At 42.1% G+C, this 19,496-nt stretch carries 11 protein-coding genes; 10 read left to right on the plus strand and 1 reads right to left on the minus strand.

Going from position 1 to position 19,496, the window contains the following annotated elements; genetic code table 11:
• The first annotated feature begins 259 nt into the window (after positions 1-259).
• The 8 genes from Q0590_RS32535 to Q0590_RS32570 all read left to right on the plus strand — a co-directional run bounded on the left by Q0590_RS32535 (position 260) and on the right by Q0590_RS32570 (position 15,531).
• Positions 260-2,632 carry an ABC transporter permease gene (locus Q0590_RS32535; RefSeq protein ID WP_302041847.1) on the plus strand — a complete coding sequence of 791 codons (2,373 nt, stop codon included), beginning with the start codon at positions 260-262 and terminating at the stop codon, positions 2,630-2,632.
• A 515-nt stretch (positions 2,633-3,147) separates the two neighbouring features.
• On the plus strand, positions 3,148-4,296 hold the full coding sequence (locus Q0590_RS32540) for a DUF2911 domain-containing protein (protein ID WP_302041848.1): 1,149 nt from the start codon (positions 3,148-3,150) through the stop codon (positions 4,294-4,296).
• 357 nt (positions 4,297-4,653) lie between these two features.
• Positions 4,654-5,430, plus strand: a complete 777-nt coding sequence (locus Q0590_RS32545; protein WP_302041849.1) for a pentapeptide repeat-containing protein — start codon at positions 4,654-4,656, stop codon at positions 5,428-5,430.
• A 48-nt stretch (positions 5,431-5,478) separates the two neighbouring features.
• Positions 5,479-6,234, plus strand: a complete 756-nt coding sequence (locus Q0590_RS32550) for a GIN domain-containing protein (RefSeq protein WP_302041850.1) — start codon at positions 5,479-5,481, stop codon at positions 6,232-6,234.
• 83 nt (positions 6,235-6,317) lie between these two features.
• On the plus strand, positions 6,318-8,750 hold the full coding sequence (locus tag Q0590_RS32555) for an ABC transporter permease (RefSeq protein ID WP_302041851.1): 2,433 nt from the start codon (positions 6,318-6,320) through the stop codon (positions 8,748-8,750).
• Positions 8,751-8,899: 149 nt separating this feature from the next.
• Entirely contained in the window at positions 8,900-11,293 is a 2,394-nt protein-coding gene (locus Q0590_RS32560) for an ABC transporter permease (RefSeq protein WP_302041852.1), read from the plus strand.
• 257 nt (positions 11,294-11,550) lie between these two features.
• Positions 11,551-12,849: an N-acetylmuramoyl-L-alanine amidase gene (locus tag Q0590_RS32565; RefSeq protein ID WP_302041853.1), complete on the plus strand. Its 1,299-nt coding sequence runs from the start codon at positions 11,551-11,553 to the stop codon at positions 12,847-12,849.
• Positions 12,850-13,107: 258 nt separating this feature from the next.
• The gene (locus Q0590_RS32570; protein ID WP_302041854.1) at positions 13,108-15,531 is read left to right on the plus strand and encodes an ABC transporter permease; all 2,424 of its coding nucleotides are present in this window, start codon (positions 13,108-13,110) and stop codon (positions 15,529-15,531) included.
• 128 nt (positions 15,532-15,659) lie between these two features.
• Here the strand turns inward: Q0590_RS32570 and Q0590_RS32575 are convergent, their stop codons facing one another.
• Complete coding sequence (locus tag Q0590_RS32575; protein WP_302041855.1) at positions 15,660-16,313, minus strand: response regulator; 654 nt, start codon at positions 16,311-16,313, stop codon at positions 15,660-15,662.
• Between the two features lie 1,389 nt (positions 16,314-17,702).
• Between Q0590_RS32575 and Q0590_RS32580 the strand changes: the two genes are divergently transcribed.
• Both Q0590_RS32580 and Q0590_RS32585 read left to right on the plus strand, forming a co-directional pair.
• Positions 17,703-17,921 (plus strand): hypothetical protein, encoded by a 219-nt coding sequence (locus Q0590_RS32580; protein WP_302041856.1) that lies wholly within the window; start codon positions 17,703-17,705, stop codon positions 17,919-17,921.
• A 651-nt stretch (positions 17,922-18,572) separates the two neighbouring features.
• Positions 18,573-19,115 (plus strand): GNAT family N-acetyltransferase, encoded by a 543-nt coding sequence (locus tag Q0590_RS32585; protein ID WP_302041857.1) that lies wholly within the window; start codon positions 18,573-18,575, stop codon positions 19,113-19,115.
• Positions 19,116-19,496 lie beyond the last annotated feature (381 nt).

A 19,496-nucleotide genomic window follows, 5' to 3' on the forward strand; every position in this document is an offset into this window, starting at 1 on the left:
TACGGGTATTGGCTTGCTACGGCATAAGCTTTTCCAACTTTTGAAACGAGGTTCAATTAAATGTCCGGGGGCGTACAGCAGGTGTACGTTTCCGGACATTTTTATTGGGAAGGAAAAAATATGTGTGTTTTTTAATTAATTGATAATCAAAATTTTAGTTGTAAGGCAGGTTTGTTGCATGAGCAGGCATACAGTAAATTACTATACTTGCTGATATTCTGAAATTATTTATCCATACGCATTAATCATTTACTAAGCCATGCTGAGAAACTACCTGATCATTGCTGTTAGAACACTCTGGAAAAGTAAAGTTTATTCTTTTCTCAATATTCTGGGTCTGGCTGTTGGGTTAGCTGCCGGAATTTTAATGTTACTATGGGTACAAGACGAATTAAGCTATAATGCTTTCCATAAGAATGCCAGTAACATTTACATGGCCGTAGCCCGGTTTGATGCAGGAGGCAAGAAAGAAACCTGGCAAACCACCCCAGCACCCATTGCTACTTTTGGCAAAAGAGAAGTGCCGGAAATAGTGGAAGCCACCCGGCTGCGTACCGAATGGAATGCCAGAGTGTTTGAATACGATAGCAAAAGTTTTATAGAAACCAAAGGGGGCTATGCTGACCCTGGCATGTTCCGCATGTTTGATTTTCCGCTGATTCAGGGAGATGCCAAAAATCCTTTACCTGACAACCGGTCTATGATTATCAGCCAGAAAATAGCCACAAAATATTTTGGCACCGAAAATCCTATTGGCAAAATCATCCGCCTGGATAAAAAAGACGGGTATACGGTTACGGGCGTAATTGCAGATATTCCGCAGAATTCCAGTATCCAATTTGAGTGGTTTATTCCCTTCAGCATTCTCGACGAACAGTACAACAGACAATACCAACCCAATGGATTGGAAGGAGACTGGGGAAATTATAACTATACTACCTATTTTCAGCTGAAAGAAAATGCGTTAGCCAAACGGGTAGAAGAGAAGTTGACTAAAATTCATATTGCCAATCAGAAAGAAGCCGGAGAGGCAGATTTTGGCTATGCCCTGAATCCACTTTCACAGGTGCATCTGTATAACCCTGATGGTACAGAAGGCGGCATTAAGACGGTACGTATATTTACCGTAGTAGCCATTGTTATTCTGCTGATTGCTTGTATCAATTATGTAAACCTGGCCACGGCCAGGGCAACTAAGCGGGCCAAAGAAGTAAGTATCCGAAAAATTGTGGGAGCCCAGCTTTCTCAGGTGTTTGGGCAATTTATGGCAGAATCACTGATTGTATTTACGCTGGCTATGGGTATTGCCTTATTACTCATTTCGCTGGTAATCCCTATGTACAACGAAATAGCAGATAAAAGCCTGGCTTTGAGTTTTACTAATCCTACTGTGTTGGGTGTATTAGCCTCTGCCATGCTGGGAACCATAGCTATAGCAGGTGTATATCCGGCTTTATTACTTTCTTCTTTTAAGCCGGTAGAAGCCCTAAAAGGAAAATTTACCATTGGCGGCTCTACTACTTTGTTCCGTAAAGCATTGGTTATTACACAGTTTGCTATGTCTGTTGTTCTTATTATCAGTACCTTACTTATAGGTGAGCAACTCCGGTACATGCAAAACAAAGACCTGGGCTACAATAAAGAAAATGTATTTGCTTTTGGTTTGCGGGGCAATATGTATGAGAAACTGGATGTGATTAAGTCAGAGTTAAGCAAAGAAGCCGGTATTTTAAATGTATCGTACGCCAATGGCTTTATTGTAAGTCTGGGTAGCAGCACCAGTGATATTGAGTGGGAAGGAAAAGCGCCAAACCAACGTCTCATTGCTTCTCAGATTTCCACAGACAAAGAGTTTAAGGACCTATTTAAGCTGCAGCTGAAGGAAGGAGAGTGGTTTACAGGCACCAAAGCCGATACAAATAAGTTCATCCTGAATGAAAAAGCTGTACAAGCCATTGGCTTGAAAAATCCGGTAGGGCAGCCCTTTACCTTCCACAGTGTACGGGGCACCATTGTAGGCGTAGTAAAAGATTTCCACTTTGCTTCATTGCACCAACAAATTACACCAATGATCCTTTTTCATAACCCCAACTGGTTTGGTGTAGTAAATGTAAAAACTACCGGCGAAATGGCTCCTCAAGCTATTGCAGCTGCAGAAAGGCTTTGGAAAAGATACCACCCAGATCATCCCTTTGAGTACAACTTTATGAATGAAGCCTTTGATAAGTTGTATAAATCAGAGCAGCGGACAGGTAAGCTGTTTAATATTTTCGCCGGAATAGCCATTATTATTTCCTGCTTAGGTTTATTTGGCCTGGCCACCTTTACTGCCGAGCAACGGACCAAAGAAATAGGTGTACGTAAAGTGCTGGGTGCCAGTGTAACCAACATTACTGCCTTGTTGTCAAAAGATTTCCTGAAGCTAGTGCTGGTAGGTAACCTCATTGCCTGGCCTATTGCCTGGTACATTATGCATAAGTGGCTGGAAAATTTCGCGTATCAGATTAACATCAGCCTTTGGGTATTTCTGGTTGCCGGTGTACTTGCCTTACTGATTGCTTTACTAACAGTCAGCTATCAGTCAATTAAGGCAGCTCTGGCCAATCCGGTAAAGTCGTTGAGGAGTGAATAATTACCAATGAATACCAGGGGATGAGTAATGAATGGTACATAGTACGCTAGTTCATGTATTACTCATTGCTAAGTAATTGCAAATTATCCTATAGCTGCCCGTATAGTGCTGCCGCTAGATTATTGGGCAAGAAGTCATCTATTAAATCAGGTTGCGTATCAACTATCATTGGGCAGGTACCTTAGTTGTAAGTTTTATAATGATGCTTGTAGTGGGATTACTAGGTATCAGTAGACCTATAAAGCTGCGTCTGCCAACCCGGTAAACAGCCTGAGAAATGAATAACATCATGCCTATATCTTAAGCCAGGATTTTTCAGATACTGTACAGCCATAGTAAACTTAGCTAAAGTTAACTGTTTGAACTGAGATGTTGCCTACGATATACTCCCGGCAGTTGGATTGCCACAACATCCCCCAAAATGCAGGATGAAATTGAGCATAAAATTCAGTAATCTTACTAAACTTTACATGTCCTATAACTTCAAACACCTGTACAACAATAAACCTATAGTAATGAAACGCAACACACAAATTCCTTTACTTGCTGCCCTATTTCTGATACTAATCACCACCCAATCGTGGGCGCAGTCATTAACTTTACCCCCCAGCGGCGACAATCAGAAATCCATGGTAACCCAGTATATAGGCTCACTGGCACATGTGACTATCACCTACAATAGTCCAGATGTAACCGGGCCCAATGGTGAAGACCGCACAGGTAAAATCTGGGGAGAGGTAGCCCATTACGGATTGGTAAAACAAGGCTTTGGCCCGGATCAGCCGGCACCCTGGCGGGCAGGTGCCAATGAAAATACTACTATTTCCTTCTCGCATGATGTAACTGTGCAAGGAAAACCAATAAAAGCAGGTACCTACGGGCTCCATATGCTGGTACAGAAAGAAGGGCCCTGGACACTGATTCTTTCCAATAATTCCACAGCCTGGGGCAGCTATTTTTATGAGGAAAAAGACGATGCGTTACGGGTAGAAGTAACCCCAGAAGAATCGGAACACCATGAATGGCTTACCTATGAGTTTATTGACCGCCGGCCTACTTTTACGACAGTTGCCTTATTCTGGGAGAAGAAGAAAGTGCCTTTCAAAATTGAAGTTCCCAATATGACAGAGGTATACATGACAAACCTTCGCAAAGAACTGCAATCAGATAAAGGTTTCAGCTGGCAGGCATGGAACCAGGCGGCCAACTATGCCTTACTGAATAATGCCAACCTGGAAGAAGCGCTGACGTGGGCGAATACAGCAATTACAGCTACTTATATTGGCCAGGAAAACTTTACTACCCTGCAAACCAAAGGCATGATTCTGGATAAAATGGGCCGTACGGCCGAAGCAAAAGAGGTAATGGCCAAAGCTATCAATCATCCTACTGCCTCCGCATTACAGATACATGCCTATGGCCGCCAGTTACTGATGGCCGGGAAAAAGCAGGATGCCCTGGAAATATTTAAACTTAATGCCAAACGCTATCCCAAAACATGGCCGGTGAATGTAGGCCTGGCGCGTGGCTACTCTGCTGTAGGAGAGTATAGCAAAGCTTTGAAGCATGCAAAATTGGCTGCCAATGAAGCACCGGATAAGCTTAACAAAGATACCATGCAAGCGGCCGTAGAAAAGCTTCAAAAAAACCAGGATATTAATTAAGTCCACTACTTCCTGGCTTCTCAAACTAGCAGGAACATTGAAATGCTGACTTTTGATAAAATACATGCTTACCTGAATTCAAATGCTACACACATAATCCTGTAAATCATATCATCTACTCTGATAAATTTTGATTCAGGCTAATGTCCGGAAGCGTGCAAAAAGTGTACGTTTCCGGACATTTTTGTTAATAACCTATCCAACAAAAATAAAATTAATATTCTTATTATCAGTAACTTGCAATAAAAGGCAAGCTTCTTGACCATTGCCAGGTACATGAATAAAGTATTGTACCTAAGAAGCAACCTTCACTCATGAAGATGCATCTTACAGCAAACATTCAAACTCACAAAACCTATGAAAACGCTGACCTATCTTTTTTTCCTCCTGATTCCATTTATTGCTTTTGCCCAGAATAAGGTGGAAGCTACCCGCATCATAGACCAGATAAACAAGGGAGAAGCAGTAAGCTATCAGAATGCAGAAATCACTGGCGATCTGGATTTTACCAGGTTACAGAATATGAAAGAGGAGAAGGATTTTAGTAAAGATTCTCATAAGTCATACAGCAGCCGGGTTACAAATGCTGTCCGCTTTGTTAACTGCCGCTTTACTGGCGATGTGCTTGCCTATTTTTCTGAAGGAGAGGGTAACTGGAACGACAATGACGACGATGCAACCTATAATGCCCATTTTGAGGGAGACGTGATTTTTGAAAATTGCGTATTCGAGCAGAAAAGTGCTTTTAAATATTCCAAGTTTAGCCAGGCAGTTTCTTTTCAGAAAAGTGTATTCAGAGACGAAGCCTTGTTTAAGTACAGCAAATTTGCCAAAGGCCCTAACTTTAGTAATGTTAATTTTGAAGAAGGCGCCAACTTTAAATATACGGACTTTCCGAAAGGAGTAAGCTTTGCCGGAGCTTCTTTTAAAAAGGATGCCAGCTTCAAGTATGCTAAATTTACCGAAGGGGTAAACCTAAAAAATGCCAGTTTCAATCGGTACGCAGACTTCAAATACACCAAGTTTTCTCAGCCTCTGGATATCAGTGGTGTTTCTTTCAGCGGAAATGAAGACTTTAAGTATGCCAAAGTAGATGGCAAAACTTTTACTTCCTATGTGCTGAACAACAAGTAACCAATACAGCCTATTATTAATCACCCAAATTTTCTTAAGAAAACACCTATGAAAAAGCTATTTCTATCTTCGGCTGCATTGATGATAAGTTTGTTCTTCTCCTTTACCGCAACAGCCCAGACTATTGATAAACCCCTGCCTCACTTCGATAAACTCATAGCAAGCCCGTTTGTAAATGTAGTATTAACTGAAGGCGACCAGGAGCACATCCGCCTGGAATACACTGGGGTAGAGCCACAGAAAATCAACTATACTGTAAAAGGCAAAACCTTACGCATATATCTGGATGATGCCCGGATTACTGTAAAACAGCGCAAACACTACGACGAGGATGGGTATGAGTACAAAAAACCAATATATGAAAATGTACAAATAACGGCCTATGTTACCTACCGCCAGTTGCGTAGCCTGGAAGTAAGAGGCGAAGAGAAAGTAACTTGTGAAACACCCCTTACTGTAGATGATTTCACCTTGAAAATCTATGGACAGTCCAAAGTAACGCTTGCCGGGTTAGAGACTGGCCACCTGTCTGCATCCCTGTATGGAGAAAATAAATTAGCCATCCAGTCTGGCAACTCCCAGACCCAGAAGTACCGGGTATATGGCGAAAATCAGATTGATACAAAAAATTTTACAAGCAAACATATTTCTGCCAGCTCTATCGGGGAAAGCCGGTTGAACCTGCATGCATCAGACGAGTTGCGGGTAACTACCGTGGGAGAATCGGATGTATATAACGCAGGCCAGGGCCATACCAGCAAACGGCTCACCCTTGGCCGCTCCAATGTTCAGCCTAACCGATAGAAATGATAGCCAGTGAACTTCAATAATCTATTTCTCAGCAAAAGAAAGAGAAAGGCAATAAACAATAATCCCTTCACACCTGTATGTTAAAAAATTATCTGCTCATTGGCTTCAGGAATTTAATGCGCCACAAAGGCTACGCCACACTGAATATTATGGGCTTAGCGGTAGGCATAGCTGCTTGCCTGCTCATATTTACAATAGTTCAGTTTGAGTTAAGTTATGATACGTACCATACCAACTACGACCGTATTTACCGGGTGGTGGTGGAAGACAATTCCCCAAGCGGAGAAATAGGCCATAATCCTGGTTCGCCTTATCCGGTGCCGATAGCTTTACGCCAGGATGTGCCTCAGATGGAGAAGGTAGCTGCCTTAAATTCTATTTATGGAAGCCAGATTACGGTGCTGGGTAAAGACCCAAATACTACTCAAACGGATAAAAAATTTATTGAAGATATAGGGATTTTCTTTATAGAGCCGCAGTTCTTTGAGATTTTTGATGCTTCCTGGCTACAAGGAAATCCTACACAAGCCCTGTCACAACCTAATACGGTAGTACTGGCAAAAAAAGAAGCGGAGAAATACTTTGGTAACTGGAAAGAGGCGGTAGGCCAATACCTGAAACTGGACAATACTATCACCTTAACGGTTAGTGGGGTTATTGAAGATGTGCCCAGTAACTCAGACTTTCCCCTGAAAGTGATGGTTTCCTATGAAACGTTTAAAAACTCGCCGCGCTACGGCTATAGCACCGACTGGGGTAGCATCAGCAGCAGCCACCAGGTATTTGCCTTAGTAGGCAAGAATGAGTCTGTGCAGAACGTAAAGTATGCCCTGCAAAAGTTCAGTGAAAAATACTATGCCGACCGGGTAAATCTGAAGCGGTATAATCTGATTCAGCCACTGAGCGAAAACCATTTCGACGACCGCTTTGGCAACCTGGGTGATCATCTTTCCAGCAAAACTACCCTTTGGACGCTTTCACTAATTGGGGTGCTTATCCTAATGATGGCTTGTATCAATTTTATCAACCTGGCTACGGCACAAGCTATTGGCCGTTCCAAAGAAGTAGGGGTACGGAAAGTATTGGGCGGTATGCGTTACCAGCTTATGGCTCAGTTTTTATCCGAAACAACCCTGATTGTACTCGTCTCCGTGGGGGTAGCCCTTGTCCTAGCCAAAGCAGCGTTGCCCTTTATCCGCGAAGTATCGGATGTGCCAGAAGATATTGCCTTGTTGCAAAACCCCTATGTACTCGTGTTCCTGGTAGGAATTACCTTGGTGGTTAGTTTATTTTCTGGTATTTATCCGGCCATGATCTTGTCTGGGTTTGAGCCTGTGAAAGCCTTGAAGAGTAAAATTACGGCCCAGTCGGTGGGAGGTGTTCCCTTGCGCCGGGGGTTGGTAGTTGTACAGTTTGCCATTTCCCAGATGCTGATCATCGGTACCCTGATTGCTGTAAGCCAGATGGAATATATTCGCCACATCGATCTGGGATTCAGCAAAGAAGCCGTGTACATGGTGCCTGTAAGTCCCGATAGTATCAGCCGCATGAAATATGAGAGTTTTAAAAACCAGTTATTGCAGAACCCGGATATTCAGGCAGTATCTCTGGCAAACGATGCGCCTTCATCAGATAATTACTGGGGCCGCAATTTTTATTTCGACCATTCTACCAAGGATCTGGACTTCTATACTTTCATGAAGTATGCCGATGCCGATTATTTTAAAACCTATAATCTGGAATTTGTTGCCGGGCAAGGGTTTAACCCAAGCGATACCGCACAAGCGTATGTGGTAAACGAAACCCTCCTTAAAAAACTGGGCGTTACCAATATGCAGGAAGCCATTGGCAAAACCATCCGCCTGGGAGGCAATGGCCCATGGAAGCCTATTGTCGGGGTGGTAAAAGACTTTAAAGCCGCTTCAGTCCGGGATGATATGCAGCCCATTGTAATCGGGTCTTATAAGCGGAATTATCAGCTGGCAGGCATCAAAATGCAATCCCGGAACCTGCAGAAAACAGTAAAAGAAGTACAAAGTTTGTGGGAAACTACCTTCCCGGCCTATGTATACAATGGCTACTTCCTGGACGAAAGCATCGAACGTTTTTATCAGCAGGAAAACCAACTGGCCCTGACGTATAAAATATTTGCTAGCCTGGCTATTTTCATCTCCTGCCTGGGCTTATATGGATTAATCTCTTTTATGGCGGTGCAGAAAACCAAAGAAATTGGCATACGCAAAGTGTTGGGAGCTTCAGTAGGAAATATTATGTTTTTGATGTCCAGGGAGTTTATTATTCTTATTGTAATTGCCTTTGCCGTAGCTGCTCCGGTAGCCTATTATTTTATGAACGACTGGCTGCAAAACTTCAAAGAAAGTGTACCGCTGGGGGTTAGTGCTTTTGTTATAGCAATTTTCGCCTCTGTTGTAATTGCCTGCCTGACCATTGGCTACCGGGCTGCCAGAGCGGCTATGGCAAATCCCATTAAAAGTTTACGAAGCGAATAGTGTGGTCAGGAAATAGAATCTTGGGTCAAAAAAAACGGGAGCTTCCATAAACCTGAAAGTGGTGATGGTAGCCTCTAACTAAACGTTGAGTTCTAATACTTCTGGTTCAATACATCTACCATCAAATTACGGTTCAAAACAACTGTGCTATGCTGAAAAATTACCTTCTCATTGCTTACCGCAACATTGTCCGGCACAAAGGCCATACACTCATTAATGTATTGGGGCTGGCATTAGGTATTGCTTGTAGTTTGCTTATTTTCCTGCTGGTAAAATTTCATTTAAGTACCGATACCTACCATACACATGCCCGTCATATTTACCGCATAGTAACCGAAATGCATTTTCCGGAAGGTACCGGCTACACACCTGGGGTGCCTATTCCCTTAGGAGAGGCCATAAAAACAGATTTTCCCCAAATAAAAAAATCCTCGATGGTGTTGTCCAACTATGGCTTTTTACTGACAATACCCAATCCGGACAAGGACGCAGAAGACCGTTTTCTGGAAAACAGTGGAATAGCTTTAGTAGAACCTGCCTTTTTCGACATATTCGATTACGAGTGGTTGGCTGGGAATCCTGAAACAGCCCTAGCCGAACCAAACTCTGTTGTTATTACAGAGAAATGGGCAAAGAAATTTTTTGGAAACCGCAATCCTGTGGGGCAGGTGATGAAAGCCGACAATAAGCACAATTTTAAGGTAACCGGCTTACTTAAAGATTACCCCGCCAATACAGATCTGAAGTTCGACATGTTTGTGTCCTATACTACGCACAAGGCAATTAACCCGCAATACTACATGGGTAACTGGGCTTGGATCAACAGTGCCGCTACTTGTTACATCCGCTTGTCTGATGACTTTACGTCTAAAGAATTGACACAGGCGTTGCCAGAATTTCATAAAAAATACTATACCCAGAAAGACAATGTGCACCACCATGTATTGCAACCGTTGAGTGATGTTCATTTTAACCAGCAATATTATGGCAGCATGCAACTAGAGCGGCTGTATGCCATGGCTCTGATAGGCGTAGTGATTTTAGTAATTGCCTGTATCAATTTTATTAACCTATCTACGGCGCAGGCAGTCAGACGGTCAAAAGAAGTGGGTGTACGGAAGGTGTTAGGCAGCACGCAGCCACAACTTTTCTGGCAGTTTATGAACGAAACAGCTCTGCTTACTTTAGCCGCAGTAGCCATATCTCTATTTCTAGCTAAAATTTCCCTGCCTTACCTGAATGAGTGGATGCAGGTGAGTTTAGCACTAAATTTACTTACCGATCCGTTGCTGCTCTTTTTCCTGGCTTTGCTTACAGGAATTGTTATTCTATTATCCGGCTTTTATCCGGCGCTGGTATTGTCGGGATTTAAGCCAGCTCTAGCGTTGAAAGGTAAAATTACTTCTAGCCAAGCAGGTGGCCTAACCTTACGGCGAAGCCTGGTCATTGCACAATTTACTATTTCGCAAGCGTTAATTATTGGCATACTCGTGATGGCCTACCAGATTGAATATTTTAAAAATGCCGATGTAGGCTTTAAAAAAGAGGCCATTGTAAATGTAACGCTGTTCGAACGCGACAGCCCGAAACTGGAAACTTTCCGCAATAAACTGGCCCAGATTCCGGGTATAGCTGAAGTAAGTTATAGTCTATCGGCCCCAATGAGCAGCGGAAATAATAACTATGATTTTTTCCGCTTCGATACCCGCACAGAACGTGAAGGCTACCAGATTAATGTAAAAGCCGCTGACCACCATTTTCTGGACACCTATGAACTGAAATTAGTAGCCGGGCGCAATTTGTTACCCAGTGATACAGCCCGGGAGATCATTGTCAATGAATCGTTGGTATACAAACTTGGATTAACTAAACCGGAGGAAATACTGGGCAAAACTATGCATACCTGGGGCGGCAGCTTTCCGGTGGTTGGGGTGGTAAAAGATTTTCATCTGCATTCTTTACAAAGCGGTATAGATCCATGTATCATCACTACGTCTTCCAGAGATTATTACCTGGCAGGTATTCAGCTAAAATCCAGTAACTTTTCAGCAACTATTCAACAAATAGAAAGAGCCTGGAATGAAGTATTTCCTGCGGAAGTATTTGAGTTTTCTTTCCTGGATGAAACCATAGCCAGTCAGTACCGCGGAGAGGAAATTATGGCCCGCTTAACAAATGTATTTGCTGCTATTGCTGTATTTATTAGCTGTTTAGGGCTGTATGGCCTGGTTTCTTTTATGGCTTTGCAGAAAACAAAAGAAATAGGTGTGCGCAAAGTCTTGGGTGCTTCTTCTATGCAGATCCTGCTTCTGTTTTCAAAAGAATTTGTCCGCTTGCTTATTATTGCTTTTGTTATTGCTGCGCCGGTAGCCTGGGTTGTGATGAACAAGTGGTTACAAAACTTCGAGTTCCAGATTACTATTACCCCAGACATTTTCGGCATAGCTGCCCTCATTACTTCGTTGGTGGCAGCCTTTACCGTAGGCTACCAGTCTCTGAAAGCATCGGCCGCCAACCCTATAAAAAGCTTGCGTAACGAATAAAGTATAGCCTACAGCACATAAGGCTATAAAGTAACCGGATATGGTACATATAAATACATACTTATAGGGCAGTTAGCGGACTTTAACCCTGTGGGTATATAAATGAGTAATAGGCAATTGATGCATTTAATCTGGTAAGCATACTTTAGGTACACAGCCGCTAATCTTACTGCGGCGAAAACAGACAAATCCGGCAAACTTAAGGGCTATCCGTATATTACGGCCTTAAATGTTTGTTAAAGTTTGTTTATTAGTGTATGAAAAATACGTACTCTTTGTTTCTTCTTGTTTTCTTGTTAATTGGTCTAGCTAGAGAAGCATGTTCGCAAGTGTCATTAGTTCCATCCCAGCCGGTTGATCCATCCAGTTCATATCATACCATTTATAAAACAACAGTACACCCCAGCACCAGCTATACACTTTCTTTTCCTGCAGAAGCTACCAGCCTAGCTTTGCAAACAGAGGCTTCCCAGGTTCTGAATGATGTTTACATCCTAGCCGGAAAAGATACTTTTCTGTTAAAAGAAGAGGTACATGCCCGGGAAACAAATACTACTGGTAAGCTTACCTCTACGCTGGTTATTTTTAGTAAGCCGGTAACGAGCATAAAATTTCTCAGTGGAAGCTTGTCGGGAGAAGTAGTAGTTCATTTATTAAATGCAGGGCAAGCACAGCTTGATACTAAAGCGTACAGACGTTCGCAGGAAACAACAGATTGTATGAAACCTGCCACCATCAGCCAGAATATATGGCGAACCGGATTGCCAGCTCCTGCTCAGTTGCCCGAAGCCAGCCAGGTAGCTCATATAATTGTGCATCACTCGGCCACTTCTAATAACGTAACCGATTATACAGCCGCAGTCCGTAATATATACCTGTACCATACCCAGGTAAATGGATGGAATGATATAGGGTATAATTTTCTGGTTGCTCCGGATGGAACCATCTTTGAAGGACGGGATGGCCGTGACCAGCTAGAAGAGGACAATGTATTGGGTGCGCACTTTTGTGCTAAAAACCGCGGGACCATGGGAATATGTATGCTGGGCACCTTTACCAGTACAGCTCCCACTTCCAAAGCACTGGAGGCGCTGGTAAGTTTAACCAGCTGGAAAATGCAAAAAGAAAACCTCAATCCATTAAACAGTGCCCTACATCCACTCAATAACACCAGTGCTTCCCTGCTAAATGTATTGGCCGGCCACCGGGACGGCTGCAATACCGAGTGCCCAGGTACAGCAACCTATGCTTTATTACCACAACTACGCCTGCAGGTAAAAAGCCAGATGGAGGCTTGCCAGGAGCCACTGGCTCAGCAAATTACCATCTATCCGCAGCCAGCCAGCCGGGAAGTATTTATCAACGTAGCCAACGATCAGGAAATACGTGCATGTAGAATTTATGATGTTACTGGCAAACTACATACAATGGTAGCAGGCAAAATCACAACCAACCAGGTCCGGCTGGATACGCATAACCTGGCAGCTGGAATGTACATCCTTCATGTTCAGCTAGGCGACAATACCTATTTTACCCATAAACTGCTGGTGCTCTAAAGCCGGTTTATAGTTTTTTCATACGTTACCAAAAGGAGATAGTTTTTAATTGCGTTGCCCTTTTCAATAACACCTGTTCTACACCACTCCGGCCTGTCCGCAAGTGTACAGCGAGTGTCCGTTTTCGAACATTTTGTATGTGTTGAAAGCTCTCTGTATTATATAGTAAATAGCTGTATGTGAGAATATTAGCACAAAAGGCAAATTTATTGATACTATTGGTAGGGAAGACAATACATTCTTACACTACTTACCTATATGCTGAAAAATTATATAACCATTGCCATCCGGAATTTATTGCGGCAGAAAGGATATACAGCCCTGAATATTGCCGGACTTGCTATTGGCATGGCTACCTGTATGCTCATTATGCTGTTTGTGCAGGATGAACTAAGCTACGACCGCTACAACGAAAAAGCCGACCAGATTTACCGGGTGGTGTTTAGGGGCAAGCTGAATGGAAATGAAATTGCTGTACCGCTGGCTCCTGCCCCAGCTGCGCAAACCCTGAAAAATGATTATCCGGAAGTGTTGGAGGCTACCCGAATGCGGGTAAACGGCAGCCCTCTGGTTACGTTTGAAAACCGGACTTTCAAAGAAGACCATTTTGCGTATGTAGATTCTAACTTCTTTCAGGTTTTTACCATTCCATTTATTAAAGGCAACCCGGCTACTGCCCTGAATGAACCAAACTCTATCGTCATTAGCAGGGCCACTGCTCAGAAGTTTTTTGGCGATCAGGACCCGATGGGGAAAGTGCTGCAGCTTAAAACATGGAAAGAATCCTACAAAGTAACTGGGGTTATAGATAAAGTACCCAGCAACTCTCACTTCCATCTGGATATGTTTGCCTCTATGGCCAGTCTGGATGAATCGAAGCAACCAGTATTTGTCAGCTTCAATTTTAACACGTACCTGGTACTGCCTAAAGATTACCAGTATAAACAACTGGAAAGCAAACTGCCGCAGGTAGTAGAAAAATACATGGGGCCTCAGTTGAAACAATTTATGGGCATTAGCCTGGAAGATCTGAAGAAAAGGGGAGACCATGCCGGCTTGTTTTTACAGCCACTTACCGATATCCACTTATTTTCCGATTTTCAGTTTGAAATGGAGCCAGGCGGCGATATACGGTATGTATATATTTTTGGAGCTATTGCGATGTTTATGCTGCTGATAGCCTGCATAAACTTTATGAATATTTCAACCGCCGGAGCCGCCAAACGGGCCAAAGAGGTGGGTATCCGTAAAGTATTGGGTTCCATTAAAGAGCAATTAATAGGTCAGTTTTTAGCCGAATCTATTCTGCTAACAGCTTTTGCTTTGGTATTGGCTGTGTTAGTAGTTAATATAGCTATCCCAGTATTCAATACCCTGGCCGACAAGCAACTGAGCTTACGTACATTTATTGATCCGCTGTATATTATTGGTCTGCTGGTATTTGGCCTGTTCATAGGTATACTGGCGGGTAGTTATCCGGCTTTCTATTTATCCTCTTTCCAGCCGATAGAGGTATTAAAAGGAAAACTATCGGTGGGAGGAAAAACCGTGGGTTTGCGGAGTGCATTAGTGGTATTTCAATTTTTTATCTCGACTAATCTTATTGTAGGAACTGCAGTTGTATACAAGCAACTAAATTATGTGCAGGATAAAAAAATAGGCTACGACAAAGAACAAGTACTAGTGCTGCACGATACGCAGTCACTTGGTGCAAACGAAGAGGTATTCAGGCAGCAACTGTTAAAAGACTCCCGGGTGGTGAATGCCAGTATTTCTAACTACCTTCCGGCAGGGCCCACTAGCTGGAATTCTTCTGTGGTACAACCTGAGAACAATAATGACCAAAGTGTTAATACACAACAATATCAGGTAGACCACAACTATATTCCTACATTAGGCATGGAGCTGGTAGCCGGCCGCAACTTTTCCCGCGACTTTCCAACAGATTCTACTGCAGTAATTATTAATGAAGCAGCTATGCGTGCTTTTGGCTGGACTAATGATCCCCTGAATAAGGTAATAGGCCGTTTTGTAGATAATCAGGGTACGAAAGCAAATTACCGGGTAATAGGCGTGGTTAAAGATTTTCATTACGAATCGTTACACCGCACAATCGGCCCTTTGCTGATGTTCCTGGGCAATAGCAATGGTTCTATAATAGTAAAAACCAGAACGAAAGACATAGAAGGTCTTCTTTCCAGCATGAAAACTCAGTGGAATGCTATTAACGCTTCTACCCCCTTTGCCTACTCCTTTATGGACGAACGGTTTGCTAAAACGTACTATGCAGAACAGAAAGTTGGGCAGATCATTGCCATATTTGCCGGAATTACCATCTTTATTGCCTGCCTGGGATTATTCGGACTGGCTACGTTTATGGCGGCTCAACGCACCAAAGAGATTGGTATACGGAAAGTATTGGGTGCTTCTACGTTTACCATTACTCTGCTGCTTTCCAAAGAGTTTTCCCGGCTGGTGCTCGTTGCCTTTTTGCTAGCTATTCCGGTATCCTGGTATGCAATGCACAAATGGCTGGAAGGGTTTGCCTACCGTACCGACATAGGTATTGGCGTTTTTATAGCGGCAGGTGTACTGGCTTTGTGTATAGCCTGGCTCACCGTTAGCTATCAATCGATTAAGGCTGCCTTAACTAATCCGGTAAAAAGCCTGAGAAGCGAATAAAGATAAATGTCTAACGTATTGTGCTATCCGGATGGTCATACGTGTCATGCTTTTTAGATACTAGTTACTGGGGCAATTAGCACCCCACAAAGGACTTTTACCTGATCGGTAGTTCTTTGTGGGGTAAGCTAATCTACCAGGTGATGGGAAACAGCGTAGCGGATTAGCGTAGCGGTATTGTTGGATTGTGTTTTCTCCAGCAGGCTTTGCCGGTGCGACTCGATAGTACGTTTGCTGGTAAAAAGTTTATCTGCAATTTCGGCATTGGTAAGCCCATCAGCAATCAGGCGGAGTACTTCTATTTCTCTTTTAGAAAGCTCATTGCCAGTGATTTTTGAAGAAGTGGCAAAAGGTGTTTTGGCAGCGGGGCCGGTTACCTTGGCCAGCAGGCTCAAGGCAATTTCGGTACAAATGAATTTCTGCCCACTGGCTACCATCCGGATTCCGTGTACAAATTCCTCTTTTCCGGTATTTTTCAACAAATAGCCTGTGGCGCCCGCCTCAAACATTTTATTGATATGGCTTTCATGATCCAACATAGAGAGAATCAGCACTTTTACCGGATACTTATCTTTAATCTGTTTAGTGGCCTCATAGCCATCCATACCAGGCATATTTATATCCACCACTGCTACATCTGCCTCTTCGCGTGTAAGCAAGTCCAGTAACTCCAAGCCATTCGCTGCTTCTCCTACTAGTTGTATATCTTTTTCATTACCCAGGAGTGCCTTCACCCCATCACGGATAATCTTATGATCGTCAGCAAGTACTACTCTTATCATAGCAGATAAAATTTAAAGTATGTAAAGATCAATCGTCGAAACTCTGAATTCCTTTTCAGAGCATTAACAGGTGCTTCACCCGGAATACCCGAATATACGTTACTGGGTAGCTGGCCTGCTCATCCTTTAACAGATTCATTACATATACAAGTACGATAATGAACGTACAAAATGCTTACCCGGATACTATATACCAATTTATATTACGCCAACCTAGTATCTATTACTAAAGAACAGCTATTGTCCGGATAAGTAATGCATTGAGTACTAATACGTAAAAGTTTGTAAGAAATACTTATTTTATAAATACCGTATTATATCCGTTTTGAAGTTTTATAGATTTTAACAGATTTGTATCCTGGCTAATCCAATTTGTACAATGATAGCAAGGCCAGCTGTTTTGTAAACTCATGCTGAATGATAGAAGTACCTGGCACATGTTTACAGTTTAGCATATGTGATCTGCTTTATAAAAGAGCTACACACCTAATCCTCCTGGCTTCTTACATAAAGGATGGGTAGGCAGCAACTAAAATTTAATAAATATCCGATACCATACTCGGTTATATGTTTTCCGATGGTAACAACACGTAAGTATAGGGAAGGTAACTCGAATTGGGGCTACCCTAATTCTAATCAGGGTAAGCGGTTGCTACATTCAGGTAATTATTTGCCTTTCTCATCCCTGGGATATACGGTAGTATACAAGCGAATTGCTAGCTCCATTTTGTCTCAAAGAAAGAGTGATTAAGTGAATGAAAATGGTGGATAGCAACTATAAAGCTTATTGCGTTGTTAGTAACATACAACTATGGGTTGGTAAGCCAATGAATATACCTATTAACTGTAGGTTTTAGATTGAGAAAAAGTAAAAGAGTAATATAATTCCTGTTACCCAGCAAGCAGGCTACCTTATTTGCCGGAAAGGAACACATATGAGAGAAATAAATATTGTTTTTAATAAAACAAAGACCAGGGGCTTCTCGGCGATAATTCAGGAAATGCCAGAGATTGAGGTAACAGCCGATACACTGCTAGAAGTGCAGCGGCACATATTTCAACTGCTTCCCCTAATAATGAAAGAATGCTTTCATGAGCATAGCTATAAGGTAAATATATCTCTCAGACTTTCTATCTCTAATGTCTGATGATTCTAGGGCTATAAAAGGGTTTCAATATTAAAACCTCAAGCAGGTGTAAACCTGATAGCTAAATTACGTATAATCTGGTAAGCTTAGTTGTATACAATTTACCGGTATACATACATATCTGGTAAGCAACTTTGTACAGGTTAGCTATTACAGCGGCTGCTTAACACAAGCCAGGATATACTAAAACAGATAAAGTGGTGTTAACATAGTAGGACTAGTAAAATTTAGAGGAGGACATATGCCAGCGATATCAGAGAATGAAGTAATAGTGTTTTCATCCAAAGACCGGGGTGTATTAGGCGTATATGATAGTTTTAAAAGTTTGTATGCCAGAGGCATGAAGCGTTTTCATAGAAAACAGTTGCCCTTCAGTCAAGAAGAGTTAATTGTACGTTTGCTAAACAATGGCGAATATTCATTTGGCCCTTACAAACTGGAGTTACGCAGAGAAAAGTAGCCATTTTTAAAAACCTTTTTCAGGTAGGCCTGCAAACGGCCATTTACCTAGTATACCTAATTTACCTACATATAGTAGCTGGTTATGTAAGTATACGTAGTATCCAGCTTAAAAAACCGTTGCTTGCGACAGTCGCAAGCAACGGTTTTTTAATGCCTATCCCATAAAAATACAAGATTTAGTCATCCTCCAGCAAATAACTTCCGTACAAGCAAACACTGTGGACAGCACCTGGTGACAGCTTATCTGATATTATAGCTGCTTACCAGCAAACAAGGGGCGGTAGGGGTTATTAGAAATGTACTGCTACGAGTTGTTGTTTGCCGGGATAAGTTTAGTTCAAAAAAGTATTGATGCAACGTTTAAGCTTTATCTCTTGGCGTTCAATTGGTAGCGAATGTTACTATGTGTGTTTTCTACCTAAAAAATCAATAAATACTTATATAAAAACAGTATTTTGTGCATTTTTTATTACATCAATATATAGTAATTTTGTAACCCTGCTTATCCCTATTAAAATTATAAATAGTAACGCGATAAAGTCTTAATAGCAAATAATATTTGGGTAAACGAATGAATACCTGTACTTGCTACTTAAGTAATTATACTTAAAATATAAAAAGTTTTTATATATACTAACTGCTCCCTTTGATGATTTTAAAAGGAAAACGTACATTAGTAAAAGCCATTAATCCCGAAGAATTTTTTCTGTTTTATACGTGGGCTACACAGCATGATGCCGGTTCCGGCTGGCAAGGCGACCGGTATAGTTCGCGGATTCCTTCGTTAACAGATCTACGGAACGAATGGCAGTCGTCCGAGGCTTTGCAGCAGCAGAAAGGACGCTCGTTCGTTATTTTAGCGGATGGTAAGCCTATCGAACAGATTAATTATCATGAAATTAATCGTATTTGTAATGCAGTACAAATAGATGTACTTATTGGCGAAGACTTGCAGAAAGGCAAAGGGTATGGGTCGGATGCTATCCGGAATTTAATAAATCAATTGTTCCGTCATATGCAGATTGAACATTGCGAGCTAAAAATATTGGCTGAAAATACCAGAGCTATACAAGCGTATCTGCGTTTAGGGTTTGAATCTGTTGTTTCCTTTGTAGAAAATGGCATTGCCTGGCAAAAGATGGTGCTTGATAAAGAAGTATTTTTTGGTCAGCCGGCCCTAGCACAGGCATAGCTTTTTCGTCTTATTCTAGTCGTCTATATTCCAAAAGAGGAAGATTTTTTAAAGAGGGTATTTATATAACTTCTTCTTTCTCAGTAGCGGTATGTGGGCGGCAACTATGAATGAAATTCAGTAACCCCTTCTTGATACGCCTCGAGTAGAAATGGATTGCCCACTAGTTCTAGGTCTTACTCCAGAATTATCTTGCAAAGTTTTATAGGAATATCTTAAACCTTCATAGATCAAAGGCGATACCTACGTAAAAAATGGAGATAGGCTACTAAGATTTATTCAACTTCCGATTGCCCATTGGCTGTACCAGAAACCAATACCCATACCTTAACGTGAACTATGGATTAGCCGGTGCAACATTAGGCAGCCATAGGGTAGTGC

This window comes from Rhodocytophaga aerolata, from assembly GCF_030503435.1.
GTDB lineage: Bacteria > Bacteroidota > Bacteroidia > Cytophagales > 172606-1 > Rhodocytophaga > Rhodocytophaga aerolata.

What these genes read in the sequence shown, in the direction of transcription:
- Q0590_RS32535 (WP_302041847.1), top strand. Translation starts at nt 260, where the DNA reads ATGCTGAGAAACTACCTGATCATTGCTGTTAGAACACTCTGGAAAAGT.
- Q0590_RS32540 (WP_302041848.1), top strand. Translation starts at nt 3,148, where the DNA reads ATGAAACGCAACACACAAATTCCTTTACTTGCTGCCCTATTTCTGATA.
- Q0590_RS32545 (WP_302041849.1), top strand. Translation starts at nt 4,654, where the DNA reads ATGAAAACGCTGACCTATCTTTTTTTCCTCCTGATTCCATTTATTGCT.
- Q0590_RS32550 (WP_302041850.1), top strand. Translation starts at nt 5,479, where the DNA reads ATGAAAAAGCTATTTCTATCTTCGGCTGCATTGATGATAAGTTTGTTC.
- Q0590_RS32555 (WP_302041851.1), top strand. Translation starts at nt 6,318, where the DNA reads ATGTTAAAAAATTATCTGCTCATTGGCTTCAGGAATTTAATGCGCCAC.
- Q0590_RS32560 (WP_302041852.1), top strand. Translation starts at nt 8,900, where the DNA reads ATGCTGAAAAATTACCTTCTCATTGCTTACCGCAACATTGTCCGGCAC.
- Q0590_RS32565 (WP_302041853.1), top strand. Translation starts at nt 11,551, where the DNA reads ATGAAAAATACGTACTCTTTGTTTCTTCTTGTTTTCTTGTTAATTGGT.
- Q0590_RS32570 (WP_302041854.1), top strand. Translation starts at nt 13,108, where the DNA reads ATGCTGAAAAATTATATAACCATTGCCATCCGGAATTTATTGCGGCAG.
- Q0590_RS32575 (WP_302041855.1), bottom strand. Translation starts at nt 16,313, where the DNA reads ATGATAAGAGTAGTACTTGCTGACGATCATAAGATTATCCGTGATGGG.
- Q0590_RS32580 (WP_302041856.1), top strand. Translation starts at nt 17,703, where the DNA reads ATGCCAGCGATATCAGAGAATGAAGTAATAGTGTTTTCATCCAAAGAC.
- Q0590_RS32585 (WP_302041857.1), top strand. Translation starts at nt 18,573, where the DNA reads ATGATTTTAAAAGGAAAACGTACATTAGTAAAAGCCATTAATCCCGAA.